Annotated in this window: 22 protein-coding genes and 1 tRNA gene; 19 read left to right on the forward strand and 4 right to left on the reverse strand. The window is 39.5% G+C overall.

Going from position 1 to position 26,128, the window contains the following annotated elements:
* Positions 1–251: 251 nt before the first annotated feature.
* The 7 genes from LKD20_RS07455 (at position 252) to LKD20_RS07485 (ending at position 6,790) form a co-directional block, all read left to right on the forward strand.
* Positions 252–716: an NfeD family protein gene (locus LKD20_RS07455; RefSeq protein ID WP_005387820.1), complete on the forward strand. Its 465-nt coding sequence runs from the start codon at positions 252–254 to the stop codon at positions 714–716.
* Between the two features lie 36 nt (positions 717–752).
* Complete coding sequence (gene floA, locus LKD20_RS07460; RefSeq protein WP_059361546.1) at positions 753–1,709, forward strand: flotillin-like protein FloA; 957 nt, start codon at positions 753–755, stop codon at positions 1,707–1,709.
* 8 nt (positions 1,710–1,717) lie between these two features.
* On the forward strand, positions 1,718–2,467 hold the full coding sequence (locus LKD20_RS07465; protein ID WP_105094710.1) for a hypothetical protein: 750 nt from the start codon (positions 1,718–1,720) through the stop codon (positions 2,465–2,467).
* Between the two features lie 287 nt (positions 2,468–2,754).
* Entirely contained in the window at positions 2,755–3,486 is a 732-nt protein-coding gene (locus LKD20_RS07470) for a COG3415 family protein (protein WP_005387826.1), read from the forward strand.
* Between the two features lie 54 nt (positions 3,487–3,540).
* Positions 3,541–4,479, forward strand: a complete 939-nt coding sequence (locus tag LKD20_RS07475; RefSeq protein WP_227721336.1) for a hypothetical protein — start codon at positions 3,541–3,543, stop codon at positions 4,477–4,479.
* 147 nt (positions 4,480–4,626) lie between these two features.
* A complete protein-coding gene (locus LKD20_RS07480; RefSeq protein ID WP_227721337.1) occupies positions 4,627–5,220 on the forward strand; it encodes a DNA glycosylase in 594 nt (197 codons plus the stop codon).
* Positions 5,221–5,539: 319 nt separating this feature from the next.
* The gene (locus LKD20_RS07485; RefSeq protein ID WP_227721338.1) at positions 5,540–6,790 is read left to right on the forward strand and encodes an MFS transporter; all 1,251 of its coding nucleotides are present in this window, start codon (positions 5,540–5,542) and stop codon (positions 6,788–6,790) included.
* Between the two features lie 213 nt (positions 6,791–7,003).
* Here the strand turns inward: LKD20_RS07485 and pepT are convergent, their stop codons facing one another.
* Positions 7,004–8,227, reverse strand: coding sequence for a peptidase T (pepT, locus tag LKD20_RS07490; RefSeq protein ID WP_227721339.1), 1,224 nt, complete (start codon positions 8,225–8,227; stop codon positions 7,004–7,006).
* 244 nt (positions 8,228–8,471) lie between these two features.
* Here pepT and LKD20_RS07495 point away from each other — a divergent pair, with 244 nt between their 5' ends.
* The 3 genes from LKD20_RS07495 (at position 8,472) to mmuM (ending at position 12,665) form a co-directional block, all read left to right on the forward strand.
* A complete protein-coding gene (locus tag LKD20_RS07495) occupies positions 8,472–10,409 on the forward strand; it encodes an OPT family oligopeptide transporter (RefSeq protein ID WP_227721340.1) in 1,938 nt (645 codons plus the stop codon).
* A gap of 369 nt (positions 10,410–10,778) precedes the next feature.
* Positions 10,779–11,564, forward strand: a complete 786-nt coding sequence (locus LKD20_RS07500; protein WP_227721341.1) for a basic amino acid ABC transporter substrate-binding protein — start codon at positions 10,779–10,781, stop codon at positions 11,562–11,564.
* Positions 11,565–11,651: 87 nt separating this feature from the next.
* Positions 11,652–12,665 (forward strand): homocysteine S-methyltransferase, encoded by a 1,014-nt coding sequence (gene mmuM, locus LKD20_RS07505; RefSeq protein WP_316059262.1) that lies wholly within the window; start codon positions 11,652–11,654, stop codon positions 12,663–12,665.
* A 194-nt stretch (positions 12,666–12,859) separates the two neighbouring features.
* Here the strand turns inward: mmuM and LKD20_RS07510 are convergent.
* The 3 genes from LKD20_RS07510 to LKD20_RS07520 form a co-directional block, all read right to left on the reverse strand.
* A tRNA-Ser gene (locus tag LKD20_RS07510) sits at positions 12,860–12,950 on the reverse strand.
* Positions 12,951–13,199: 249 nt separating this feature from the next.
* On the reverse strand, positions 13,200–14,435 hold the full coding sequence (locus LKD20_RS07515) for an FprA family A-type flavoprotein (protein ID WP_227721343.1): 1,236 nt from the start codon (positions 14,433–14,435) through the stop codon (positions 13,200–13,202).
* Between the two features lie 162 nt (positions 14,436–14,597).
* Positions 14,598–18,338 (reverse strand): phosphoribosylformylglycinamidine synthase, encoded by a 3,741-nt coding sequence (locus LKD20_RS07520; RefSeq protein ID WP_227721344.1) that lies wholly within the window; start codon positions 18,336–18,338, stop codon positions 14,598–14,600.
* 279 nt (positions 18,339–18,617) lie between these two features.
* Between LKD20_RS07520 and LKD20_RS07525 the strand changes: the two genes are divergently transcribed.
* The 9 genes from LKD20_RS07525 to purN all read left to right on the forward strand — a co-directional run bounded on the left by LKD20_RS07525 (position 18,618) and on the right by purN (position 26,120).
* Positions 18,618–19,523 (forward strand): LysR family transcriptional regulator, encoded by a 906-nt coding sequence (locus LKD20_RS07525; protein WP_005387848.1) that lies wholly within the window; start codon positions 18,618–18,620, stop codon positions 19,521–19,523.
* 247 nt (positions 19,524–19,770) lie between these two features.
* On the forward strand, positions 19,771–20,346 hold the full coding sequence (locus LKD20_RS07530) for a xanthine phosphoribosyltransferase (protein ID WP_005387850.1): 576 nt from the start codon (positions 19,771–19,773) through the stop codon (positions 20,344–20,346).
* Positions 20,347–20,372: 26 nt separating this feature from the next.
* The gene (locus LKD20_RS07535) at positions 20,373–20,822 is read left to right on the forward strand and encodes a hypothetical protein (protein WP_005387851.1); all 450 of its coding nucleotides are present in this window, start codon (positions 20,373–20,375) and stop codon (positions 20,820–20,822) included.
* A gap of 8 nt (positions 20,823–20,830) precedes the next feature.
* Positions 20,831–21,271, forward strand: coding sequence for a hypothetical protein (locus LKD20_RS07540; RefSeq protein ID WP_227721345.1), 441 nt, complete (start codon positions 20,831–20,833; stop codon positions 21,269–21,271).
* Between the two features lie 436 nt (positions 21,272–21,707).
* Entirely contained in the window at positions 21,708–22,199 is a 492-nt protein-coding gene (gene purE / locus LKD20_RS07545) for a 5-(carboxyamino)imidazole ribonucleotide mutase (protein WP_227721346.1), read from the forward strand.
* 106 nt (positions 22,200–22,305) lie between these two features.
* On the forward strand, positions 22,306–23,034 hold the full coding sequence (gene purC / locus LKD20_RS07550) for a phosphoribosylaminoimidazolesuccinocarboxamide synthase (protein WP_005387863.1): 729 nt from the start codon (positions 22,306–22,308) through the stop codon (positions 23,032–23,034).
* Between the two features lie 9 nt (positions 23,035–23,043).
* On the forward strand, positions 23,044–24,462 hold the full coding sequence (purF, locus tag LKD20_RS07555) for an amidophosphoribosyltransferase (protein ID WP_227721347.1): 1,419 nt from the start codon (positions 23,044–23,046) through the stop codon (positions 24,460–24,462).
* On the forward strand, positions 24,449–25,510 hold the full coding sequence (gene purM / locus LKD20_RS07560) for a phosphoribosylformylglycinamidine cyclo-ligase (protein WP_227721348.1): 1,062 nt from the start codon (positions 24,449–24,451) through the stop codon (positions 25,508–25,510). The genes purF and purM overlap by 14 nt, the downstream gene beginning before the upstream one ends.
* Complete coding sequence (purN, locus tag LKD20_RS07565; RefSeq protein ID WP_227721349.1) at positions 25,503–26,120, forward strand: phosphoribosylglycinamide formyltransferase; 618 nt, start codon at positions 25,503–25,505, stop codon at positions 26,118–26,120. The genes purM and purN overlap by 8 nt, the downstream gene beginning before the upstream one ends.
* Positions 26,121–26,128 lie beyond the last annotated feature (8 nt).

Here is a 26,128-nt window from a genome sequence, read left to right on the forward strand (position 1 = left end):
AAAGCCAGCGCCTTTAGACGCTGGCCTAGTACTACGGGCTTATAGCCCGTGAGCAAACCACCCGTTTTACGGGTGGTTCTGATTATCTTATACATATCATCGTTTAATACTTGTGAACCGAATAGGTTTAGGATGTAAGACTATTTGATATGAAATAGATTTATATGATAAGGGTTATCTTTATAATTTATTATTTATATTGTATAATGAATATATAAGTTGTATAAAATTAATTAAAGAGAGGAGGGCCTATGGAGTTTTTAGTATGGATGGCTATAGGGATTGCCCTAATGGCTGTAGAACTTGTTGTTCCAGGTGGTATTTTGGGACTCATCGGTTATTGTACATTCCTTTGGGGTGTGTATGTAGCCCTTGGAGAAGGTACGGTGGCGCTATATGCCGTACTAGGATTAACAGCCTTGTTGATTGTCCTTATCATCGTGTTCTTTAATCACTTTGAAAAGACTTGGATAGGCAAATTGTTTACCTTAGGGCAACGATCTACGACAAAAGCTGGTTATGTATCTAATGATGTATTAGATGACTTAGTCGGTAAAGAAGGCGTAGCTCATACTACACTACGCCCTGCAGGTATTGCTAAAATTGATGGTAATTTGGTGGATGTTGTGACCGAAGGGGACTTCATCGATGCCGGTTCACCTATTGTGGTGCTTCGTGTTGTGGGCGGCCGCAATATAGTTAGAAAGCGCGATTAAGCTTTCACCACATCGTCGTATATAATGGAGGTTATTATGGATGTAGGTATTTTAATCTTGATTCCCATTCTACTGATTGGGATTATGGTGTTCTTGTATGTTGTGCCATTAGGCCTTTGGGTATCTGCTCTTGCAGCAGGCGTTAATGTTGGTATCTTTACACTCGTAGGTATGCGCTTACGTCGTGTAAATCCATCTCAAATTGTAATGCCTTTGATTAAAGCCAATAAAGCAGGTCTTGATGTTAATGTAAATCAGCTTGAAGCACATTACCTTGCAGGTGGTGACGTTGACCGCGTTGTAGATGCTTTGATCGCCGCTGAACGCGCATCTATTCCTTTGACATTCGAACGTTCTGCAGCTATCGATCTTGCAGGTCGTGATGTATTGGAAGCAGTTCAAATGTCCGTTAATCCTAAGGTGATTGAAACACCAATTATCTCTGCAGTAGCAAAAAATGGTATCGAACTCAAGGTTCGTGCTCGTGTAACTGTACGTGCTAATATTGACCGCCTCGTTGGTGGTGCTGGTGAAGCTACGATTATCGCCCGCGTTGGTGAAGGCATCGTAACAACTGTAGGTTCCTCTGAAGAGCATACAGACGTATTAGAAAATCCAGATCACATCTCTCGTACTGTATTGGGTAAAGGCCTTGATGCGGGTACTGCATTTGAAATCTTGTCCATTGATATTGCGGACGTAGACGTAGGACGTAACATCGGTGCTCAATTGCAAACTGACCAAGCGGAAGCGGATAAGAAAATCGCGCAAGCTCGCGCCGAAGAACGTCGTGCTATGGCTGTTGCGACAGAACAAGAAATGCGTGCTAAAACACAAGACATGCAAGCTAAGGTTGTGGAAGCACAAGCTGAAGTACCTAAAGCATTGGCAGAAGCTTTCAGAAATGGTAATCTTGGCGTTATGGATTACTACAATATGAATAATATTATTGCAGACACTAAAATGCGTGAAAATTTAGCAGATAGTGAATAGGAGTAGCTATGGACTCTATTTTGTCTTCTGTGCTATCCATCTTTTCGCATAACCCTATATTTGTGCTAGGTATCATCGCGTATATTGCTTTTTCCATTATAAAAAGCAAGAATACAGAAGAGTCTGATGAGTATGACAATAATGAAAGCTCAGGCCAGACTTGGGAGGATATGGAACGTGAATATGGTATCTCTATAGAGAAAAAGCCTGTAGAACCTTCGCCTGAGGACTTGTTGTATGATGATGATTTCTATCGAGAAATATTTAAAAATAGACCGATTGAAAATCAGCACCCTGAGGCTCCCTTAAGACCGAAGGGGGGAAGACTGTTTCAATATGATGATTCGGAGACATCTGAAAAACATGTTGAAGAGCATCCAAGTAATGATAAAGCTCAAACAGTTTTAGCTTCCGAGCATCATTACGATGAAGCGTCTACAACGCAACAAGGTACTCATGTTTCATCCAAGAAAACTTCAAGTAAATCAACTGGCTTTAGTACGAGTACAACTCGTTTAAGTAGAGAGTCTGTTACAGGGCCAACCTTAAGTGAACGATTGGCCGAATTCAAGCGAGATAAGGCTTCTAAAGAAGGAAAGGTACTCCTTGATACGAATATGGTAACGACTTCGCCAATCACTTCGACCAGTGTTCATACATCAAGTCATAAACGTATATCAAATCATGCTCTAAAAGAAGGCATGAAATGGTCTATTATCTTGAGTAAGCCTAAGGCTCTTGAACGCAGATATCGTTAAGTTGGGGTAGCCAATACGTTTATTAGTCATTAGAAAATATGGCTATCAAAATATTGGTCATAACGTCTACTGGATTATTGGTGATTCATGATCATCGTTATTCGGGGATAGATGTTGTATAGCAATTATAACGGCACATATCCTATGTGGTGCATATAATTACATATGGAAAGAGGTTCCTATTGGTCACCTATGTGACTATTAGGAACCTCTTTTTTATTGTCTTTTTTTGATGGAACTTTCACAATAATAGGGAAAGGAGTTCGTCTACAAGGAAAGGTGATAGTATGTATCGTAATGTGCGCGTTATACCTAAACAGTTACTGGAACAATTATATGTAGAGAAACAGTGGAGTGTTCGCGAGGTGGCAGAGTATTTTCAGTGTAGTGTAGATACTATTATGCGGCGTATGAAGGCATATGATATTGAGCGAAGACCGTTGAAGAAGGATATAAATATGGTTCATGTACAAGCTCTATATGAGTCAGGTAAGTGGTCATTACATTCTTTAGCGAAGCGTTATGATGTATCGATTACGACAATGGCAAGTCGGATGAAAGAATATGGACTAGCTTGTCAGCGTTCGACCAAGAATGTAGCTATCGATCCGGTGCGTATTTGTAGGGCCTATAAAAGTGGAAATACGTCAGACTCAATTGCACGCATGTATGGCATATCCCGATGGAAAGTACATCATGTATTGCGTCATATGGGAATGTGTACAACGCTTAAAGTAAAACCATCTCGAAAGGTGGACGAGATGGCTTACTTGTATATTCATCATCATATGAGTACGGATGATATAGGTTTAGCTTACGGTATACGAGGGTCAACAGTGGCCATGTATTTACGGGAGCAAGGTATAGAAATTCGTTCAAATATATTAGAATTAGACGAAAATAGGATAAAAAACTTACGTGCTCAAGGGTATGGTGTTGCCAAAATTGCACAGATGATGGGCTGCTCTGCTTCTGCCGTAAGAAAACGACTAGCCATGAAAAAATATATCTCTCCTTGATGTAGTGCGGTAGATACTATATACTTAAATTTATACAATGATGGGAGGAATATTATGCTTGAAATTATATCTGCTTTAATACCGTTTTTCTTACTTGGCATAGCGGCCGCTGGTTTATCCCGTGTATCTGGGGTGGCACTGTCGATGATCATAGTACCAACACTATTGATTTGGGGAGCTAACGCGATTGATGTTATCGCCTTTATGCTGCTATTTGTGGTGTACAACAACTTTACAATGGAGACACAAGACGTTCGATTAGATTATAAAGACCTTGTATTATTCCCTAAATGGCGCTTATGTATTCCATTTATTTTGAGTTTAGTTGCTGCGTTCTTTGTACCAGCTGCAGGGATTGCCATCTTTATGGCCTGCTTTGTCCTAGAATTGTTAGCTACTGTATACAAACGCATTCCAGAAAATAAACGACCTCGCTTGCATCGCGTTATTGTTACATCCGTTTTAAGTGCTGTTGTAACTGCTGTAGGTGCTTATGCGGGCCCTAAAATTCCTAGTGAATACTATTTCATCTGTGCTGGTTTAGCCATCTTAATTATTACGGGCTTTGCTTGGTACGTAGGCAACCATCGAGATGCCTTTAGAGGTGCATGGGAAACAATTTGGGCTGACTTCAATTTGTTCTTGGGTATGTTTGGTGTAGAAGCCTCTTATTATCCAGCAGCGCTTACACGTTCCATTCCAAATCCAATGGACCGCATGTTACCAATGATTACCGTAGTAGGTGGATACGCTGGTCTTATGGTGGTATTTGGTGTTTACAATATCTTCTCCATACCATCCTTGATTACCGCTATTGGTGCGGCTATTGGTATTCGTCTCTTTGGTATGTATGAGTTTCCACGTCATGGCAGCTTCTCCTTCTTAGCGATTGGTTTTGCTGTAGCTGCTGTTGTATGCTTGTATCTCGTATCTCCTACACCAGTAGGCTTTGATCATATTAATACATTAGTATCTCAACCAATCGGTCAATAAGGACTAGTAGTTTACTTATTTCTTTATCGTTTTATTAATATTTTTAGTGTTTTACCTAGTATCTAATAGAATTTAGTTTTGTGATATAGTTCATATATTATGCTGAAAGTTGAGTTCATACTAGATTGTGAAAGGGGTTGATGCTCTGTGGCAGAAACAATTGAAACGAGACCATTTCTACCGTTCTTACCAAAGAATACGACGGTGATGATGATGGGGACATTCCCACCAACTTCCGAAAAGCGATCTATGGAATTTCATTATCCTAACTTTCAAAATGACATGTGGCGCGTGTATGGCTTAGTATTCTTTGACGATAAGGAACACTTTAGAAAAGGGGAGGAAAAAGCCTTTGATGCGGATAAGATTAAAGCGTTCTTATCTGAAGTGGGGATTGCTTCGTGTCCTACTGTATTAAAAGCTATACGCGAAAAGGGGAATGCATCAGATGCATTTCTTAAGGTTGTTGAACCTGTACCGTTGGCAGAGGTATTGGACCAAATTCCAGACTGTAAACACATTGGTACCACAGGTGGTAAGGCCACAGAAATTTTGTTGAGCCTTTTACCAGAAAAGGTTAAATTACCTAAAACAGGGGAGACAATTCCTTTTGTGTTTAATGGTCGCGAATTGACGTTAACAAGATTACCATCTACATCTCGTGCGTATCCGTTGAGCCTTGCTAAAAAAGCTGAAGCTTATAAAAACTTCTTTAAGGCGTGTGGATTAAAAACGAAATAATATAGGTAGATATGTAGAGCATATAGATGTATCAGCTATATAGAAAAGTCATTAACTAATTATTTATAAATAACACCTTTGATCTTATATAGTATCTTTGGGGATACAATATAAATGATCAAAGGTGTTTTTATTATCAAAAATTAATGTGAATTATTAGAATAGAGATGCCTATATTATAATTGATTATACACATCTTGTTATAAATAAAAGTAATGAGGTGTATAACATTTTAATTCTTGATTTCTATAGTGAGAGGTTTATAATTAATCGTTGTCGCAAATGGTTGACAATAGTTTAAGAAAATGGAGTTGATATTATGGATAAGGCTAAAGAGGCCTTATGGACAAGATCCTTTGTCCTTGATACTTTGATTAATTTCTTAGTATTTTTGATTTATTACTTATTAATCGTTATTATTGCAGTAGTGGCAAAGGATAATCTTCATGCTACAGCAAGTCAAGCTGGCTTGGCCGTTGGTATTTATATTATTGGTACCGTTGTTGCTCGGTTGTTGGCGGGACGGTTCATTAGTATCTTGGGCTGTCGTAAGATGTTGTACCTTGGTTTGTTAATTTATTTGGTTTCAACAGCCATGTACTTCTATACACCTAATCTATTGATGCTCGATAGTGTTCGTTTCTTAAATGGTTTTGCATACGGTATTACCTCGACTGCTACAAGTACAATCGTAGCGGCTATTATTCCAATGTCACGCCGTGGTGAAGGGATTAACTACTATGGCTTGTCTACATCTCTTGCTGCTGCAGTAGGCCCATTCTTGGGGATTTTAATGCTACATAGCCTTGGTTATGACTTTATCATCGCATTCTGTGTTGCTCTTATCATCCTTTGTGGTATTGGTTCTGTTCTTATGAAGTTTGAGGAACCTAAGCTCGATATTGAATCTGAAGAACGTAAGGGCATTAGAATTTCCGATTATATTGAACCACGTATGAACTCTATTAGTCTTATTTCTGTACTAGTAGGTTTTGCATACTCTGGTGTTATCGGCTTTATGGCAGCCTATACAAAAGATTTAAATCTTATCTTAGCAGGCACATTCTTCTTCGTTGTGTATGCTGTAGTTATTACTATAACAAGACCATTACTTGGTATTGTGTTTGATATGAAAGGGGAAAACTTTGTTCTTTACCCTTGCTTCATATTCTTAGCGCTTGGTATTTTCTTATTATCCATCGCTCACTCTACATGGCTTATTCTCTTATCCGCTGTGTTTGTTGGCCTTGGTTACGGTACATTCATGTCAAACGGTCAAGCCGTAACTGTTAAAATTGTGCCGGTTCACCGTATTGGTGTTGCCACATCCACATACTTTATTGCCTTAGATATGGGGTTAGGTTTTGGTCCATACATCTTAGGTGCTATTAAAGAGGTAGTAGGCTATACAAGCATGTTCCATGTTACTGTTGTAGTAGCACTTCTTGCCTTCGTTGCGTACTATTTCTTATATGGTCGTTATGTAGGTACTGAAAAAGATCTTTCTTTGAAAGCTCGTGCTGAAGAAGAACAAATTAGAAATCGTAAACGCAATGGTAAACTTGCATAGAATGTAAGTTATTGCTGCTGGTGAATTCAGACTGGTTCTAGCATACCGACTTTACAACTAAATTAAAAGGACTATACGAGATATCTCGTATAGTCCTTTTTTGTTGTTAAGGTATCTTAGTATTCTATTGTGTTTTAGAATGCTAGTTTTGTATTTAAATATCCTTCAAATGGCATTTAGCAGTATAGGTATGAGTCGTTACATCGCAAGCTATTATTTCTCAATGTTTACGATATTTACAATAACTTCTACGGCTTTTTTCATGTCGTCAATACATGCAAACTCATGACGGCCATGTAGATTTTCTACGCCTGTAAAGATATTAGGAGTAGGGATACCCATGAAGGAAATTTTAGAACCGTCTGTACCACCGCGGATAGGGTCACAAATAGGAGTGATACCGGCTTTTTCCATAGCAGCTTTGGCTACGTCAACGCATTCCATATTGTCTTTAATGATATCATACATGTTGTAATATTGATCTTTTACAGATACTTCACATACTTCACGGCCGTAGATTTCATTTAATGTTTGACCAGCTTGTAAGAAGAATGCTTTTTTCGCTTCGAATAATTCTTTGTCATGGTCGCGGATGATGTAGTTCATTTTACCAGTATCTACTTGTGTTTCCATGCTCATAAGCATAAAGAAACCTTGACGACCACATGTGTGTTCAGGAACTGCAGCACCTGGTAATAGAGAATCGAATTGCATTGCTAATTTAGCACAGTTGATCATAATGCCCTTGGCAGTGCCTGTATGAACAGATACACCTTTGAGGGTTACTGTACCGCCTGCAGCATTGAATGTTTCGTATTCAAGTTGACCGAGGCTTTCACCATCGATAGTATAAGCAAAATCAACAGGGAATTCTTTGACATCAAAGTGATCGGCGCCAGTACCGATTTCTTCGTCTGGACCGAAAGCACACATGATTTTACCGTGCTTAATTTCTGGATGAGCTACGAGGTATGCAAGAGCTTCCATAATTTCACAGATACCAGCCTTGTCGTCGCCGCCGAGAAGGGTAAGACCATCTGTGACAACTAAGGATTTACCAATGTAATTCTTTAGATTAGGGAAATCTGCACGACGTGTGAAGATTTGATGTTCTTCGTTAAGGCAAATATCGCTGCCATCGTAATTTTCAACGATACGAGGCTTAACATTTTCTGCGTTGTAGTCTGCTGTATCCATGTGAGCGATGAAGCCGATAGCAGGTGCTTTTTCATCTGTATTAGCATTTAATGTGCCGATGACAAAACCATTTTCACGGTTGTAAATAACTTCATCTAAACCGATTGCTTTTAAATCCGGAACGAGCACATTAGTAGCAAAGTCTACTTGAGTTTGAGTACTAGGAATTGTTGTACTTTCCTCATTAGACCGTGTATTTATGCTTGTATAGCGTACAAAACGTTCGACCATTGATTCCATAATGAGCCTCCTCGTAAGTAAACATACGTGTTATACATACTGGTATACATACTGTATATAATAAAGATTCTTAATATACTTTCATTGTAGAACAGGGGCGGTGAAAATGCAAAATAAATATTTATGGATTGTGTGATATTTTATTCGCATAATGCATAGAAAAGCATTGAACCATATATAGTGCCGTGTTAGTATAAAGGTGAATAGTTATACGTTTGTACATTTTCTGTGAGGAGGTTTTACCATGTCGGACGAAACTCGTTCTATTCCGCCCGTAGAACCCGTATTGGATCCTAAGAAGGATTATGTAGAGATTAACTCATATGTAGTATTCTGGGGCCTATTCTATGCGGCAATTTTTACACTGGCTGTAGGTTATTTATGTTTGAAAATTGGTCAAACAGTAGATGCCTTTGCTCCAGTATCTGTACTTGCTATGGGTACAGCAGTTATTTTGAAACGGCAAAATGCTTTTGCCGAAACGGTTCACATTCAGGCTATCGCTAGTTCTAGTACAAACACATTAGCTGGTGCGATGTTCTTCTTGCCAGCTCTATACATTTGGAATGTTACAGATGTATCCTTCGTACAGATGGCGATTCCTATCATCCTTGGTGGCGTACTTGGTGTTCTATTATGCGTTATGTTCCGTCGCTACTTCGTTGAGGAAATGCACTATGTGTATCCGTTCCCAAGTGGTCGTGCTGCTGCTGAAGTACTAATGAGTAATGAAGGTAGCAAAGCGAAACTCATGCTTGGTTCTGGTCTTATCGCTCTTATATATGACTTTATTCTTAACAGCCTTGGCTGGTGGGAAGAGGTTATCCGTACTACTGCATTTAAATGGGGTTCTGCACTAGCAGATTCAACTAAATTAAATGCTGCTGTAGATACAGATGCTGCGTTGCTTGGCCTTGGTTACTTCACAGGCTTACGGTATGCAGCTATTATCGCAGCTGGTTCCTTCTTCTCTTGGTTCGTATGTATTCCAATCGTATACTATTTAGCTCCGGAACATATCATGCAAATCAATGGTCATGCAGTTCCACTTGCAGAAGCTCCAATTCGTAAAGTATTCTTAGACTATGTTCGCCATATTGGTATTGGTATGCTTGCTATGGCAGGTATCATCGGCTTGCTCAATATGTCCAAAGTAGTGGCTAGTGTTGTTAAAAATGCAGTGCTTGATATTTTCAGTTCTAAAACTGTAGATGTTAATTTGCTTCGTACACAACGCGACATACCTACATCTTGGATTGGCGCTGGCATCTTGTTATGTACAGTTCTATTCGCAGCATACTTCCACTTTATGTATGCTGAAAGCTTCGGTCAAACAATCGTAGCATTCTTAATCGTTCTTATCATGTCCTTCCTATTATCTGTAGTAGGTATTAGCTCCATCGCTTATACAGGTACAGAACCAGTATCTGGTATGACAATCTTCATGATTATCATCTCCGCTGTATGCTTAACAGCAGCAGGCATGACTGGTAAAGTAGGTATGATTGCAGTCCTCATGATGGCATCCTTCATTGGTACAACCATCGGTATGGCTGGTAACTTCATGTCTGAACTTAAAGTAGCGCACATGACAGGTGCTACACCTAAGAAAATGGAACAATGGCAAATCGTTGGTACCATTCTTTGTGCCGTACTTTCTGTCGGCGTTATGATCCTCTTAAACGATGCATATGGCTTCGTAGGGGACCATGCATTAAATGCTCCACAAGCGAATGCTATGGCTGCTATCATTGAGCCGATGATGACTGGCGGTAGTGCTCAATGGCCTCTATATATGGCTGGTGCATTATTCGCAATCATCTTGTGGATGGTAAAAGTTCCACCATTGGCATTTGCTCTTGGTACATACTTGCCAATGGAAATTAACACACCATTACTTATCGGTGGTTTGATTGCATACTTCGTACAAAACAGTACAAAAGATAAAGAATTGGCAGATCTTCGCTTCTCCAAAGGTAGCACAATTGCATCTGGTCTCGTAGCCGGTGGTGCTATTGGTTCTTTATTCAGTGCCGTACTTCGTATTGCCGGCATTGATGTATTCGCTCAAGACTGGGTTGAAACACCGGAAGCAACATACCTCAGTATCGTAATGTACTTGTTACTCTGTGTATTCTTGTACAAAGTGGCTATGTACGTAAAAGCTAAAAAAGCTAAATAATGTGAGTATGATAGCTTTTCAATGAAGTAAAAATGCTATCTATTCTATAAAATGCTAGGAATTCTCCACTCTGGGGATGACCGCCTTTACCGAGTTTAGACTACTTGGTAAGGGCGGTCTTTTTTATTTGTTTTAGTCTTATTACTATAGCTATGGATAATCTTTTTGATATAGCTAAAAGCTATGTTAATATAATACCTATTGATATAGTCGGATTAATTGACCCTAACTATATCGAATGTTATCATAATACTATAATACCTCTAGAGGTATTATTTTTATTATACTCATACTGTAGGTATAGATAGATTTATTCGTATATAGAAAGAAAGCTTTACAGATTATTGTAACGTTAGAGTAAGATTAATTATGAAATTTAAGAAAATAGCAGTTCTTTTAGGGGCTTTTACAATCGCTAGTAGTTTATTTATAGCAGGCTGTGGTAATACAGGTAGCACTCAAAAAGCATGGCGCGTTGGTACTGATGCAACCTATGCACCATTTGGTTTTAAAGATAAAGACAGTGGAAAATTAGCAGGTTTTGATATTGATATTATTAATGCCATTGCACAGGAAGAGGGCGTTGAAGCAGATGTTCAAAACTTGAACTTTGATGCACTTTTACCAGCACTACAAAGTAATACCATCGATATTGCTATTTCGGATATGACTATTTCCGAGGATCGTGCTAAGTCTGTAGACTTTAGTAAACCATACTATATTGCAGGTAATGGCCTTGTTGTAAATATCGATAACACGAATATCAATAGTTTTAAGGACTTAGAAGGAAAGCGTATCGGTGTATCCATTGGTTCTACTGGTGCGGAAATTGCTAGTAAGATTCCTAATGCCGATGTGCGCCAATTTAATCTCATCGTAGATGCATTCTTAGAATTACAAAATAGAGGTGTAGATGTAGTTATTAACGATACACCGGTCAACGAATATTATGTTAATAGTAAGGGCAAAGGTATCGCAAAGGTCACTGGAGAGGACTATGATGCGGCACCACTTGGTATTGCTGTGAAGAAAGGCAATACAGAGCTTCTTAATAAAGTTAACGATGGTTTGGCTAAGATTAAAGCCAATGGCAAATATGCAGAGATTTATAAAAAATGGTTTGGTAAAGAGCCACCTGCAGAGGATTTAAAATAGTTTGTAGATAGAACCTAAGCGTATTATTTGTTATAATACGTTTAGTAAACCTCAAATGATATGAGGTAGTATAGAATGGGTGATATGATGGCTAAACGACGTGCATTTTTAGATATAATTAAAGAGAAGGGCGCCCTCGTTTTAGATGGTGGCTTAGGATCAGAGTTAGAGCGTTACGGCTGCAATCTTCAGCATAAATTATGGTCTGCTAAGATTCTTATGGACCAACCGGATATCATCAAAAAAATACATATCTCGTACTTGGCGGCTGGGGCAGACATCATTCAAAGTTCTGGATATCAAGCAACAGTAGCTGGCTTTAAAGGATTAGGTTATGGTACGGAAGAGGCCATAGAGCTCGTTAAATTATCCGTTCGTTTAGCTGTACAAGCTCGCAATGAGTTTTTAGAGGCTAAGGCGACTGGAGCACTTACATTGCGGGGGATTACACTTGGTGAAGAGACTCCAGATGGGGTTAGATATTTTTCTGAAGGTGCATTGCCTAAACCATTAGTGGCGGCTTCTGTAGGACCATATGGTGCATTTTTGGCGGATGGATCTGAGTACCGTGGATATCCTGATGTGCAAACTGAATATCTCGAAGTATTCCATATTCCTCGGTTAGCATTATTCTGTGAAGAAAACCCGGATATATTATCCTTTGAAACTATCCCGTCTTATGACGAAGCCATTGCCATTGCTCGCGCCATGTCTGACCCATACACATCGAGAGGAATTCCAGGATGGATTGCCTTTTCTTGTAAAGATGGACATCATGTTTCTAGTGGTGAAACCATCATTAAATGCGCGGAGATGATCGACAAGGTTAGACCTATAACTGGTATTGGTGTCAACTGTACTAAGCCGGAATACGTAGAGTCCTTGATTAAGGATATTCGCACTGTTACGGATAAACCGATTGCTGTATATCCAAATCTTGGTGAAAGCTATGATAGTGAAACTAAGACTTGGTATGGCGACCCTGCATCATTCGTAGATTATGTTGACGTATGGCGTAATGCTGGGGCAGAGATAATAGGTGGTTGCTGTAGAACAACACCTGAAATCATTGGTGACATAGCCAAAAAAATTCATAAATAGTGATATAAACTAATGATATAAACATAAAAGGCTATCGATGTTAAGTCGATAGCCTTTTTCTTTTTAGTCGTTTGGCAGTAGTAAAATGTAAGACTTTAAAGTTTGAAATAAGAGATATAAAAAGAGGTGATACATTCGTATCACCTCTTGGTTTTATATAATAAAAAAGCAGTGCATAAGCACTGCTTTTACTATGGCGGAGAGACAGGGATTTGAACCCTGGGTACGGGATAACCGCACACATGATTTCCAATCATGCTCCTTCAGCCGCTCGGACACCTCTCCATATATTCTGTTGTGTAACAGGTACTTGTATAGTATATGAAAAAGTTAGATTTATGTCAAGCAAAAAATCGTGAAAATCTTAGACTTTCATAAGACTTTTAAACTCCAAAAATTTAGCTAAGTTTCTACTGTTAGTAGTAATAATTAAATTGTAAAAATGTTACGCCACATATTGTTAAAACGTAAGATATGTATCCTTTGAAGTATAAGAAAAAAGACCGCCTAAACAGGCGGCCTTTAGTTTGTGTATTATAATACTTCTTTGATTTCAGCTGCATCGATGGATGCTTTGATATCGTCTGCCATTTTTTCGATTTTTGGAAGATCTTCTTCTTTCAAAGAGGATTTGATATCAAGTGGTTCAGATACGATTTCAATATCTTTGAAGTCGTTTTCGAAGTGTGCTACCATTGTTTTCATTGCAGCAGATGCCCAAGAGTGGTTACCGATGATAGATACCTTATGGTTTTGGAAGTTAAGAGCTTTTAACTCATGAATGAAGTTTTCCATTGTAAGGTATAGGTTCAAGTTGTATGTAGGTGCGATTGTTACTAAGTTAGTATATTTCCAAGCATCGGAGATGATGTAGGACGCATTAGTTTTGGAAACATCGTAAATTTTGATATCTGTAACACCGCGTTTAGACAATTGTTTAGCTAATTGTTGTGCGATAGCACGAGTGTTGCCGTACATAGAACCGAAGGCGATAACAACGCCTTTTTGCTCAGCTGTGTAGCTAGACCAGTGCAAGTATTTGTGTAAGATATATTGGATAGATTCTGGTGTACGCCAGATTGGACCATGAAGTGGAGCAATACGTTTAATTTCAAGACCGGAAACTTTGCGAATTGCATTTTGTACTTGAGGGCCGTATTTACCAACGATGTTTGTGTAGTAACGACGAGCTTCTTCTTCGTATGTAGCAACGTAATCAGTTTGGTCAGCAAAGATATTGCCGTTAACTGTACCGAATGTACCAAAAGCATCTGCAGAGAACAATGTGCCTGTAGATTTTTCATATGTACAAGTTACTTCTGGCCAGTGAACCATTGGCATAGTGTAGGAAACGAGTGTATGTTTACCAAGGCAAATTTCGTCGCCTTCTTTTACAGTGTAATATTGGTCTGGTTTTGGAGAATTGTAGAATTGCTCGAACATGCGGAATGTTGTAGCATTACCAACCATTTTACAGTTTGGATAACGTTCCAATGTTTCCAACAATGTTTGGCAATGATCTGGTTCCATATGGTTAACGATGATGTAATCAAGGTCGCGACCATTCAATAGGTAAGTCAAGTTGTCGAAGTATTCTTCGCGAATTTCAGCATCAACAGAGTCTACAACACAAGTTTTTTCATCATCGATGAAATAGCTGTTATAGCTAACACCATTTGGAATAGGGAATAAGTTTTCAAAACGTTCTGTAGTCCAGTCATTACTACCAATCCAGTAGATATTATGGGTCATTTTCTGAGCACAATGCATAATAAAATCCTTTCTTAACTCACATTTGTTATGTATAGGTTTACACGAATTCTCATGTTCGTAAATATATCATCAACTTATAATACTAATATTTTCGAAAAAAATCAATATTGAAAAGCCTACCCAAAGGAGTAGGCTTTCACAGGAAAGAATAATCATTAATTATTTAAAGTATTTTACACCAGATGTAAAGATTGGCATTTCTAATAAACCAGGAATATTTTTACTGATACCAGCACCGCAGCGTTCGGAGTGAGCCATCTTACCGAATACTCGACCATCTGGACTATAAATGCCTTCGATAGCAGCTACAGATTGATTTGGATTGAAGCGGCTATCCATGGAGGCAATACCATCAAAGTCTACATATTGCGTAGCGATTTGACCAGTTTTGTTGAATTCCAACACTTGTTGAGGGGAAGCGATGAAGCGACCTTCGCCGTGAGAAATTGGCACAGTATAGATTTCGCCCGCTTTAGCATCACTCATCCAAGGGGATTTAGTAGAAATAACTTTTGTGTTAACCATACGAGACAAGTGACGACCGATTGTGTTGTATGTCAATGTAGGATGATCTGCCGTTAACGTTTCGATATGACCACCTGGCAACAAGCCTAACTTGATAAGGGCTTGGAAACCATTACAAATACCAAGTACAAGGCCATCTTGTTTGTACAAGAGGTTTTCTAAACCTTCTGCAAGGTATGGATTGCGGAAGAGGGTAGCCATGAATTTGCCAGAACCATCTGGTTCATCACCAGCACTGAAGCCACCAGGGAACATAAGAATTTGGGATTCTGCCAATTTCGTTTTAATTACATCGATAGATTCTTTTAACTGTTCTGGTGTTTGGTTACGAATGACTACGATATCTGTTTCTGCTCCAGCACGTTCAAAGGCACGAGCGGAATCAAATTCGCAGTTTGTACCAGGGAATACAGGGATGAGCACTTTAGGTTTGGCCCCTAAGGATGCACTGCGAGGTTTAGCATGTTGATCATGGATATACGCCACTGCTTCGCCAGTGCCGTTTGGCGCATGCATAGGGAAGATATCGTTTAATGGAGCTTCATAAGCTGCTTGAATTTCTTTAAGAGATACGGATTGGTCGGCCCATTCAATAACAGGATTTGCTTGTGTTATACCTATTACTTTAAGACCTGGTAATTCTAAGAGATAGTTAACAGCTTTAATATCTACCTCTACGATAAATGCACCAAGAGCTGGTTGGAAGATAGCACGTTCCGCATATTTATCGAATTTAACACCAATGTTGTTGCCGAGAGCCATTTTTGTGACTGCTTCAGGAATGCCACCTTGGTCAACTACATAAGCAGAGTAAACGCGACCTTTTTCGATTTGTTCTTGTAAAACTTCACAGTTTTCTTTGAATCGGTCCCAATCTGGAGTGTCATCGTATGTACGAGGTACATCGAAGAATACAAGGCGATGATCCACGCCTTTAAGGTCTTGGCTTACAATGTTATCTACATGGGCTGTACCAACTGCAAAGGATACGAGGGTAGGAGGAACTGTAAGGTCCATAAAGGTACCGCTCATAGAATCTTTACCACCAATAGCACCGATTTCAAGTTCTTTTTGAGCTTTATAGGCACCGAGAAGGGCTGCTACAGGTTTGCCCCAAGATTCTTTAGAATTGAGGCGTTCAAAGTATTCTTGTAATGTTAAGTATGCATCTTCACGACGACCGCCAAGTGCTACTAATTTTGCGACAGATAAAAGTACTGCATATTGTGCGCCATGGTATGGACTCCAAGCAGATAATTCTGGTACGAAGCCATGTGTCATGATGCTCGCAGTTGTAGTTTCACCGTTTAATACAGGTAACTTTGCGACCATACCTTGGGTAGGAGTTTTTTGGAACTTGCCGCCGAATGGCATGAGCACTGTATTAGCACCAACAGTGCTATCGAAGCGTTCTGCTAAACCTTGTTGGGAAGCGGCATTTAAATCGGATACTGCGGCAAGCCATTTTTCTTTGAAGTTATCTGCGCTTGAAGAACCGCGTAAGAAGTAAGAACGATCCGCTGGAGCTTTTACAATAACCTCTTGTTGTTGGCTAGCGCCGTTTGTATTTAAGAAGTCACGGCTAATGTCGACGATTGTTTCGCCATTCCAGTTCATGATGAGGCGATTTGTATCGGTTACATCTGCTACAACTGTACATTCTAAATTTTCTTCATCGCAATAGGCTTTGAATGTATCTACATCGGCAGCAGCGATAACACAAGCCATGCGCTCTTGAGATTCAGAGATGGCTAGTTCTGTACCATCAAGGCCAGCGTATTTTTTAGGAACTAAATCAAGGTTGATTGTTACACCATCTGTTAATTCACCGATAGCAACGGATACACCGCCAGCACCAAAGTCATTACAACGTTTGATAAGAGTAGTTACTTCACCGCGACGGAAAAGGCGTTGGATTTTGCGTTCTGTAAGGGCGTTGCCTTTTTGAACCTCTGCACCACATGTAGAAAGGGATTCTACTGTGTGCTCTTTAGAGGAGCCAGTAGCGCCACCACAGCCATCGCGACCAGTTTTGCCACCTAATAACACCACAACATCACCTGCAACAGGCGTTTCACGGCGCACTTGATTGCGTGGAGCTGCACCGATAACAGCGCCGATTTCCATGCGTTTTGCTACGTAACCAGGATGGTAATATTCTTTTACTTCACCTGTAGCAAGACCGATTTGGTTGCCGTAAGAGGAATAGCCACGAGCTGCTTCTTGAGTGATTTTCTTTTGTGGCAACTTACCTTTTAATGTATCTTCAAGGCTAGTGTGTGGATCGCCAGAGCCAGAGATGCGCATAGCTTGGTATACATAAGCACGACCGCTCAATGGATCGCGGATACAGCCACCTAAGCAAGTTGCAGCACCACCAAATGGTTCGATTTCAGTAGGGTGGTTATGAGTTTCGTTTTTGAATAATAACAACCATTCTTCGGTTTTGCCGTTTACATCAACAGGAACGATGATTGTACATGCATTGATTTCATCGGATTCATCAAGATTTGTTAAACCACCTGTATGACGCAACTCTTTGACTGCAAGTGTTGCCATGTCCATGAGGGAGCGAGCCTTTTTCTTTGTTGTATATAGCTCAGCGCGGCCCTCCATGTATTCTTCAAGAGCTTCTTTTACAGAGCCCGTAAAACGACTATCCTCGATAGTAATATCCGTTAATTCTGTCATGAATGTAGTGTGACGGCAGTGGTCGGACCAATAGGTATCGAAGAGGCGAATTTCTGTAATGGTAGGATTGCGGTGCTCTACCTCTGCATATTGTTGCTTAATTAATTTGAGGTCTGCCAATGTCATAGCGAGACCATAGCTATCGATGAGAGTTTCTAAATCAGCATCACTCATGTCTGTAAAACCGTCGATTGTTGCCACTGGTTTAGAATCTTCTAATTCAAGGGCCAATGTAGTTGGTAATTCAAGACTCGCTTCGCGGGAATCTACTGGATTAATGTAGTACGCTTTAATGGCCTCTTCTTGTTCTTTTGTGAAAGTACCTTCAATAGCATATACACGAGCACATCGAACGATGTGGCCAGATGTAAGGGTGAGCATGGAAATACATTGCTCAGCACTGTCAGCACGTTGATCGTATTGACCTGGCACATATTCAACAGCGAAAACGAAACCTTGTACAGCTGGGATTTCTTCTAATACTGTATCTACAGGAGGCTCGGAGAAGATAAGGTTTTTTGCAGCCTCTAAATCTTTTGCATCTATATGTTCGATATCATAACGCTCGTAGATGGTTACCCCTGTAGCAGGCATAGATAATTCCTGTTGTAAGGTTTGTAACATGCGTTGTGCTTCTTGGTTGAAAGATTCTCGTTTTGTTACGAATAATCGTTGTATAGCCATTGTAGCCTCCTGTAATGTATATAATTCCCTGTGGGATATTGACAAATTAAGTATAGTCGGTCTAGACTTATAAGTAAAGATAATCTTACTTATGAAAAGATTAGAAATACTAATAAATATGAAAGGTTCATGAAGGTCATATGACCTAACTTTCATGAAGATTTCTACATATTCATTATATATTGAGAGTCCATACTTATAATATAGTAAATGATATGTATATTTAAAAGTAAGACACGACTATTAGACTACTATTAGTATATAACAGAGGTGAATAAAATGGCAGTATCTGCAGATTTATATAGAACCTTTTTAGGGGTAGGCTTATATTTATCCTTTTCCCGTGCAGCCAAAGAGTTAGGCGTTTCTCAATCCGCCATCAGCCAAAGTATTAAGCAATTAGAAGGTGAACTTAATATGCCTCTTTTTGTGCGCACTACAAAATCTGTAGGATTCACGCCAGAAGGCAAAGAATTGTTTGATACAGTAGCGAAGGCTTTTTCCATTCTTGATAATGGGGTAACTCAATTGCAAGAACGTGTTAGCCAAGCTTATGAAAGTTTAAATCTTGCTGCTACAGACACATTATGTCGCCATTTTCTATTACCTTATTTCCATAAATGGCAATTGCAAGAAAGCGAAATCGGACTACATATCATTAATCGACCATCACCTGATTGTGTAGAATTAGTACTCAACAAAGAAGCGCAGTTAGCCGTCGTTAACGATTATGAAGGCTTGCGCGATAATCCTCAACTAGAGGTAACTACATTGGCTACAATTCAAGATGTATTTGTTGGTGGTCCTGATTATAAAGGGGCAGGCTTCTTTGATCAAGGTCGTCTTCTTAATGAGCCTATTTTGCTCTTGCATAAAGGTTCTGCGAGCCGTACATTCTTTGATGAAGTAACTCATGGCGCATGCCGTAAACCGCGCTTTGAATTGGGTAGCGTCGATGTGCTGCTTGATCTTGTAGAAATTAACATGGGGATTTCTATGTTGCCTAACCATGTAGTGCAACAAAAGATGCAAGAAGGTACAGTGGTACGTATCGATACAGATATTCCAGTGCCAACACGTGATATTGTACTTGTCCGTTCTCGTTTGGTACCTCAATCTGAAGGGGCTGCGCGCTTTACATCCTTGCTCGTTAATCGTGAAAGCACACGCGATAAGGTCTTATAATAATGAGACACACTTTATGAGAATTTTCAGAAAGTGTGTCTTTTTATATTTTAGAGTACTGTTATCTGTGCTATATTATATTGTTATAAACCTACTGAATTTTATAATTTAGTGTGGAAAGTTTTGAAGTCTTAAAGAGAGCTGTTTTTCTAGCTGTATTGTTAAGTCTTTTACTTGATATAGGTTGACCCTAAGGGGTTATTTACGTTAAAATTTAAAGATAGTTATGCTGCGGAGGTAAGAGCACATGGAATTATTAAAACAACGCATTCGTGAAGAGGGGATTGTCCTCAATAATCGCGTGCTAAAAGTCGATGGTTTCTTGAATCATCAAATCGATCCACAATTGTTTAAAGCAATCGGTAAAGAAATCGCCGATCGTTACCGTGATGCAGGTGTACAACGTATTGTTACTATTGAAGCATCTGGCATTGCATTGGCGTTGATGGCTGCTCTTGAACTTGATGTGCCATTAGTATTTGCGCGTAAGAAAAAATCTATTCTTATGGTAGATGATGTATATCATAGTGTTGTGTACTCTTATACAAAAGAGGAAAACTACGATATTACTATTTCTAAAAAATTCTTGCCAGCCGGTGAAAAAGTGTTGATCATCGATGACTTCTTGGCATCTGGTGAGGCTGCTATGGGCCTTGCTAAATTGGTGGAAGACGCTGGTGATGAAGTGGTTGGTATGGCGATCGCTATCGAAAAATCCTTCCAACCTGGTCGTGAACGCCTTGAAAATGCAGGGTATCGTGTTGAGTCTTTAGTTCGTATTAAAGAATTTAAAGACAATGGTTGTGTATTTATCGAAGACTAATAGTCTGATTATTTGTAGAGGGAATTATGAATCAAAAAGCAGAAAAATTTGACTTACTCGTTGCTGACTTAAATAAAGGCGGTAACTCTTGGTTTACAAAGGAAGAAATGACAGATGACCTTCATACAGTCGTTTACCACGGCCGTTTGGATGTTCATGAGCATAGCTTGCCTGTATTCATCGTTGTGGATGATTCTGCATTCTCCTATGCACGTATTGCTATCACAACAACATCTATTGATGAAAAAGTGATTCCTGCTGTGTTGAAAGAACTTAACACATTGAATCAAGATTATAAAGTATCTAAATACTATGTGAGCAATGAAGACAATAACATCTATATGGATGTGTCTGTTCCTGGTTTGACTGAGCAATTTGATCCTACAGTAGTAGTTAATTTATTGCTTGAAGTCGTTCAACCACATTTAGATGCTGTACATAAAGGCATTCTTAAAGTAGCTGGTTTAGCTAAATAGAGGTTGTTATGAATCCTAAAGCATTATTATTTGATAAGTTTTTAAAAGACGAAGAAATCACATCCTTTGAACGTAAGGATTTTGAGGATGAGGACGGTACTGTTGTATACCGTTCTTACATTAAATCCCCATTGTGGGATATGCCGTTATTTGTTATTCTTGATAACAGTATTTACAGTGTTATTCGTTTGGTGTTAGGCCCTGAAAAGGTAACCGCACAAAATATGAATGCCTTGAATGCGTTGATCAACCGCGACAATGCGACATACAAAAACTATAAACTATATATTGATGAACAAGATTCCAGTCTATATTTAGACTGTGTATACATGTGTGGTGACGATGCGTTTGAACCTGCATTAATGTATGCATTGATGTCTTCTATCGTAGACTATGTCCCTGAAGCTGTAGGCGAGTTGAAAGCTGCTTTTGAAAGTGGCACACATTAATTAATAACAAATACAGATTAAGGGCCGTAATGTTCGGAAATTAATTGAAAGAGGGTATCCTATCTCTAAAGGTGGGATGTCCTCTTTTTGTTTTTGGTAAAATATACATTAATACTTTGAAAGACCTGAGTTTAACAGTATATATAGTTTTGTAAAAATGAGTATATATTTTTAATCATACATTTTGAATAACGTCGATATAATTGAATTTAATTCTTTCGAAAAGTTCGGAATATAACGAATAATAAAAATAATTAATTAAAAAATATTCGAAAATAATGTTGATTTTGTAAATGTTAGGTGTTACAATTTGTGTACAAGAAGGAGGTAGCACCGTGAACTATGCAAATCAACAAACTCAACGCAAGTCTACGGAGGCTATTTGTGCGCATTTTTCCCAGTCTATTTCGGCTGGGCTTTTTTATTAGGAGGATCTATGAAGGTCGGTATTATTATGGGCAGCAAGTCTGACCTAGACACAATGAAAAAGGCATCTGCCATACTTGATGAATTCAACATTCCTTATGAAATGGTAATTGCTTCAGCTCACCGTACACCTGAAGCTGTAAAAGAATTTGTTACAAGACTTGAAGATGAAGGGGCTATCGCATTTATCGCTGGTGCTGGTGCAGCAGCTCATCTACCTGGCGTAGTCGCTAGCTTTACCACATTACCTGTTATAGGTATTCCTCTTAATGCAACGGCCTTAAAAGGTATCGATTCCTTGCTTGCTATTGTTCAAATGCCATCTGGTATGCCAGTAGCGACAATGGCTGTTGACGGAGCCAAAAATGCAGCACTATTTGCCGTACAAATTGGAGCAGCTTTCAACAAAGAATTGAAAGAACAATATGTACAGTATCGTAAAGATATGGCCGAAAAAGTCCTAGCAGATAATGCAGAGCTACAAGGCGCTATTAAAATATAATCATATAACTCGTTACAGATTACATTGCTCATAAAGTAAGCTTAATTCTTTTATTACATATCCATATATAGTTTGTATCATTCATTTATGATAAAGGAGACACATCATGGCTAACATCGACTTGGAAAAATTAACATTATTGTACGAAGGTAAAGCAAAACAAGTATATCAAACAGATAACAAAGATGAGTACATCGTTCATTACAAAGATGATGCTACTGCATTCAATGGCGAAAAACATGATACTATCCTTGGCAAAGGCGTATTGAATAATAAGATTTCTTCTTTCTTCTTTGAATTGTTGAAAAAGGAAGGCGTACCAACTCACTTTGTTCGTCGCGAAGATGATCGCAATCAAACAGTACTTACTTTGGATATCATTCCTTTAGAAGTTATTGTTCGTAACATTGCAGCTGGCTCCATGGCTAAACGCTTTGGTATTGAAGAAGGTACTCCTCTTAAACATCCAATCCTTGAATTCTGTTACAAAAATGATGAATTAGGCGATCCATTTGCCAACGAATCCCAAATCACAGCACTTGGCTGGGCTACGCAAGAACAACTTGATGTAATTTCTACAATCACTTTAAAAGTAAATGATATTTTGAAAAAATTCTTGGCTACAAAAAATGTAACCCTTGTTGACTTTAAATTAGAATTTGGTACTCACAATGGTGAAGTATTATTAGGCGACGAAATCTCTCCTGATACATGCCGTTTCTGGGATGCTACAACAGGTGAAAAGCTCGACAAAGACCGCTTCCGTCGCGATCTTGGCAATATTGAAGAAGCGTACAAGGAAATGTTATTCCGTCTTACTGGCGAACGCGCCTAAGGGGGCACAATGAACTACGATCCTGTTTTTGATAAATGGCATGAAGAGTGTGGTGTATTCGGTGTCTATGATAGAACCGTTGATGTAGCACGCTATGTATATTGGGGGCTATTTGCACTCCAACACCGTGGCCAAGAAAGCGCGGGCATTGCCGTTACAGATGGTCATGATGTAGAACTAAAAAAAGGTATGGGCTTGTTGACTGAGGCCATTAAAGAATTGCCATCCTTACCAAGCCATATGGGGACTGGTCATGTGCGGTACTCTACAACAGGTTCCAATAATCCGCGCAATATTCAACCGTTGGTAATTCACTATCAAGGTGGTCAAATTGCGGTAGCTCATAATGGGAATTTAACGAATGCCTTAGCTATTCGCAAACGCCTTGAAGCGGACGGTTCCATTTTCCAAACGACTATGGACTCTGAGGTTATCGTAAACCTCATTGCTCGTTCTAAAGCTGAGACACAAGCGGAACGCATTGCTGATGCGGCGCGTCAAATTGAAGGGGCCTTTTCTCTTGTTATTACCACAAATGACTCCTTGGTAGGTGTACGCGACCCACAAGGTTTTAGACCTCTGTGCTTAGGGAAAACTGAAAATGGTTATGTTCTCTCTAGTGAAAGCTGTGCATTAGATGCTATTAAAGCCGAGTTCATTCGTCACATAGATCCAGGTGAAATGGTAATCATCGATGATTCAGGTGTGCGTAGCGTTATCTATTCAGAACCAGAAAAAATCGATAAGAAACTTTGTGTTTTTGAATATATCTATTTTGCCCGCGGCGATAGTCATATTGATGGTCAATCGGTTTATCAATCTCGCCTCAATATGGGACGTGAGCTATATAACGAAACGAAATACGATGCAGATATTGTCATGGCTATTCCTGACTCGGGCACTACAGCTGCACTAGGTTATGCTCGTGCATCGGGCATTCCTTTTGCAGAAGGGTTAGTGAAAAACCGCTATAGTGGTCGCACCTTTATTAAGCCAAATCAAGAGGAACGGGATTTAGCTGTGCGTATGAAATTGAACCCACTACCGCATGTGGTAAGTGGTAAACGGATTGTGCTCATCGATGACTCTATCGTACGTGGTACTACGAGTGGCATCATCGTTAAGATGCTAAAAGAAGCGGGTGCCAAAGAGGTGTACATGTGCGTTAGCTCTCCATCCATTGAGTATTCTTGTCACTATGGCATTGATACTTCAGTGCGTAAAGAACTCATTGCTGCTACACATACAGTAGATGAAATCAAAGACTATATTCATGCTGATAAATTACATTATTTATCTCGAGAAGGCTTATGTCGCGCTGTATCTGATATAGCGCCTAATGACTTATGTTTTGCTTGCTTTAATGGTGATTACAGTGTAGAGGTTCCTGCGGAACAAGAGGAAGGGGTCAAATATGTGCTCGAATAAAACTAGTTTAACCTATCGCGATGCAGGCGTTGATATCGATGCAGGTAATCGCGCTGTAGAATTGATGAAAGAATCCGTGAAACGCACCTATACACCTGGTGTTGTAGGTGATTTAGGTGGTTTTGGCGGTCTCTATTCCTTGGCTGGTCACTCCATGTCTGACCCTATGCTCGTATCTGGCACAGATGGGGTAGGCACAAAATTACGCCTTGCTATCATGATGGATAAACATGATACCATTGGCCAAGATTGCGTAGCTATGAGTGTTAACGATATTCTCGTACAAGGTGCTACACCTTTATTCTTCCTCGACTACATTGCAGTTGGTAAACTTGATCCTCTAAAAGTAGCAGATATCGTGCGCGGTGTGGCAGAGGCTTGTGAAGAGTCTGGCTGTGCTTTACTGGGCGGCGAAACTGCTGAAATGGCAGGCTTTTACGATAATGATGACTACGATGTGGCTGGTTTTGCCGTTGGTATCGTAGATCGTCCTAAATTGATTACTGGTGAAAGTATTAAAGCGGGCGATGTCATTTTAGGTTTGCCATCTTCTGGCGTTCATTCCAATGGTTTTTCCTTGGTTCGTAAAATCGTATTCGATCACAAACAATTATCTATTGATACAGAAATTCCAGAATTTGGTAAAACCTTAGGCGAAGAATTATTGACACCTACACGTTTATATCCAAAAGCGGTATTACCACTCATTGAACAAGAACTTGTAAAGGGTATGGTTCATATTACAGGCGGTGGGTTCTATGAAAACATTCCACGCGTATTGCCAAAGGGTGTGACTGCAGAGGTAGACGTTACAACATGGCCACGACTTCCTGTATTTACGAAACTACAAGAATGGGGCAATGTAGCATGGCCTGAAATGTACCGTACTTTCAACATGGGTATCGGTATGATTCTCATTGTTGACCAAAACGATGTAGAAAAGGTTAAAGAAAATCTGGGCAGTCGTGGTGAAGCTGTATATGAAATTGGCCGCATCGTAGACGGTGATGGTCCTGTTGTCCTTAAAGGGGCTGAGTTCGATGTGTAATTCTAAAAAGCGATTAGCCCTCTTTGGCAGTGGGCGTGGTTCTAATGGGGAAGCACTGTATAAGGCCATGCAAGAAGGCTATATTAATGGTGAATTCGTTGTAATTATTACAGATCATGGCGATGCAGGGATTGTAGAACGCTCCAAATCTTGGAATGTTCCACTTATTGTTATCGACCGTAGCGATTATGATTCTAAAGTTAGCTTTGAACAGGCTCAGCTAGATGCCTTAGAGCCTTATAAGGTCGACGGTATCGTATTGGCAGGTTATATGCGCATAGTTGGGACTAAGCTCATTGAACGGTATGAGCATAAGATTTTAAATATTCATCCTGCATTATTGCCGTCATTCCCGGGCCTTCATGGTCATCAACAAGCCATTGACGGAGGCGTAAAGATTACGGGCTGTACGGTACACTTTGTTGATGCAGGAATGGATACGGGCCCAATCATTATGCAGAATACGGTGCCTGTACTACCCGATGATACAGAGGATACTTTAAGTGATAGATTATTACCTATTGAGCATAAAACATATAAAGAGGCGTTGCGACTATTTTGTGAGGATAAGCTCACTATAAAAGGTCGTATTGTATATATTGAAGATTGATGTGTAAG

The sequence above is a fragment of the Veillonella fallax genome (assembly GCF_020687175.1).
Classification (GTDB): Bacteria; Bacillota; Negativicutes; order Veillonellales; family Veillonellaceae; genus Veillonella; species Veillonella fallax.

What these genes read in the sequence shown, in the direction of transcription:
- LKD20_RS07525 (WP_005387848.1), top strand. Translation starts at nt 18,618, where the DNA reads ATGGCAGTATCTGCAGATTTATATAGAACCTTTTTAGGGGTAGGCTTA.
- mmuM (WP_316059262.1), top strand. Translation starts at nt 11,652, where the DNA reads ATGGCTAAACGACGTGCATTTTTAGATATAATTAAAGAGAAGGGCGCC.
- floA (WP_059361546.1), top strand. Translation starts at nt 753, where the DNA reads ATGGATGTAGGTATTTTAATCTTGATTCCCATTCTACTGATTGGGATT.
- purN (WP_227721349.1), top strand. Translation starts at nt 25,503, where the DNA reads ATGTGTAATTCTAAAAAGCGATTAGCCCTCTTTGGCAGTGGGCGTGGT.
- purF (WP_227721347.1), top strand. Translation starts at nt 23,044, where the DNA reads ATGAACTACGATCCTGTTTTTGATAAATGGCATGAAGAGTGTGGTGTA.
- LKD20_RS07520 (WP_227721344.1), bottom strand. Translation starts at nt 18,338, where the DNA reads ATGGCTATACAACGATTATTCGTAACAAAACGAGAATCTTTCAACCAA.
- purM (WP_227721348.1), top strand. Translation starts at nt 24,449, where the DNA reads ATGTGCTCGAATAAAACTAGTTTAACCTATCGCGATGCAGGCGTTGAT.
- LKD20_RS07540 (WP_227721345.1), top strand. Translation starts at nt 20,831, where the DNA reads ATGAATCCTAAAGCATTATTATTTGATAAGTTTTTAAAAGACGAAGAA.
- purE (WP_227721346.1), top strand. Translation starts at nt 21,708, where the DNA reads ATGAAGGTCGGTATTATTATGGGCAGCAAGTCTGACCTAGACACAATG.
- purC (WP_005387863.1), top strand. Translation starts at nt 22,306, where the DNA reads ATGGCTAACATCGACTTGGAAAAATTAACATTATTGTACGAAGGTAAA.
- LKD20_RS07535 (WP_005387851.1), top strand. Translation starts at nt 20,373, where the DNA reads ATGAATCAAAAAGCAGAAAAATTTGACTTACTCGTTGCTGACTTAAAT.
- LKD20_RS07495 (WP_227721340.1), top strand. Translation starts at nt 8,472, where the DNA reads ATGTCGGACGAAACTCGTTCTATTCCGCCCGTAGAACCCGTATTGGAT.
- LKD20_RS07500 (WP_227721341.1), top strand. Translation starts at nt 10,779, where the DNA reads ATGAAATTTAAGAAAATAGCAGTTCTTTTAGGGGCTTTTACAATCGCT.
- LKD20_RS07465 (WP_105094710.1), top strand. Translation starts at nt 1,718, where the DNA reads ATGGACTCTATTTTGTCTTCTGTGCTATCCATCTTTTCGCATAACCCT.
- LKD20_RS07530 (WP_005387850.1), top strand. Translation starts at nt 19,771, where the DNA reads ATGGAATTATTAAAACAACGCATTCGTGAAGAGGGGATTGTCCTCAAT.
- LKD20_RS07485 (WP_227721338.1), top strand. Translation starts at nt 5,540, where the DNA reads ATGGATAAGGCTAAAGAGGCCTTATGGACAAGATCCTTTGTCCTTGAT.
- pepT (WP_227721339.1), bottom strand. Translation starts at nt 8,227, where the DNA reads ATGGAATCAATGGTCGAACGTTTTGTACGCTATACAAGCATAAATACA.
- LKD20_RS07475 (WP_227721336.1), top strand. Translation starts at nt 3,541, where the DNA reads ATGCTTGAAATTATATCTGCTTTAATACCGTTTTTCTTACTTGGCATA.
- LKD20_RS07455 (WP_005387820.1), top strand. Translation starts at nt 252, where the DNA reads ATGGAGTTTTTAGTATGGATGGCTATAGGGATTGCCCTAATGGCTGTA.
- LKD20_RS07515 (WP_227721343.1), bottom strand. Translation starts at nt 14,435, where the DNA reads ATGCATTGTGCTCAGAAAATGACCCATAATATCTACTGGATTGGTAGT.
- LKD20_RS07470 (WP_005387826.1), top strand. Translation starts at nt 2,755, where the DNA reads ATGTATCGTAATGTGCGCGTTATACCTAAACAGTTACTGGAACAATTA.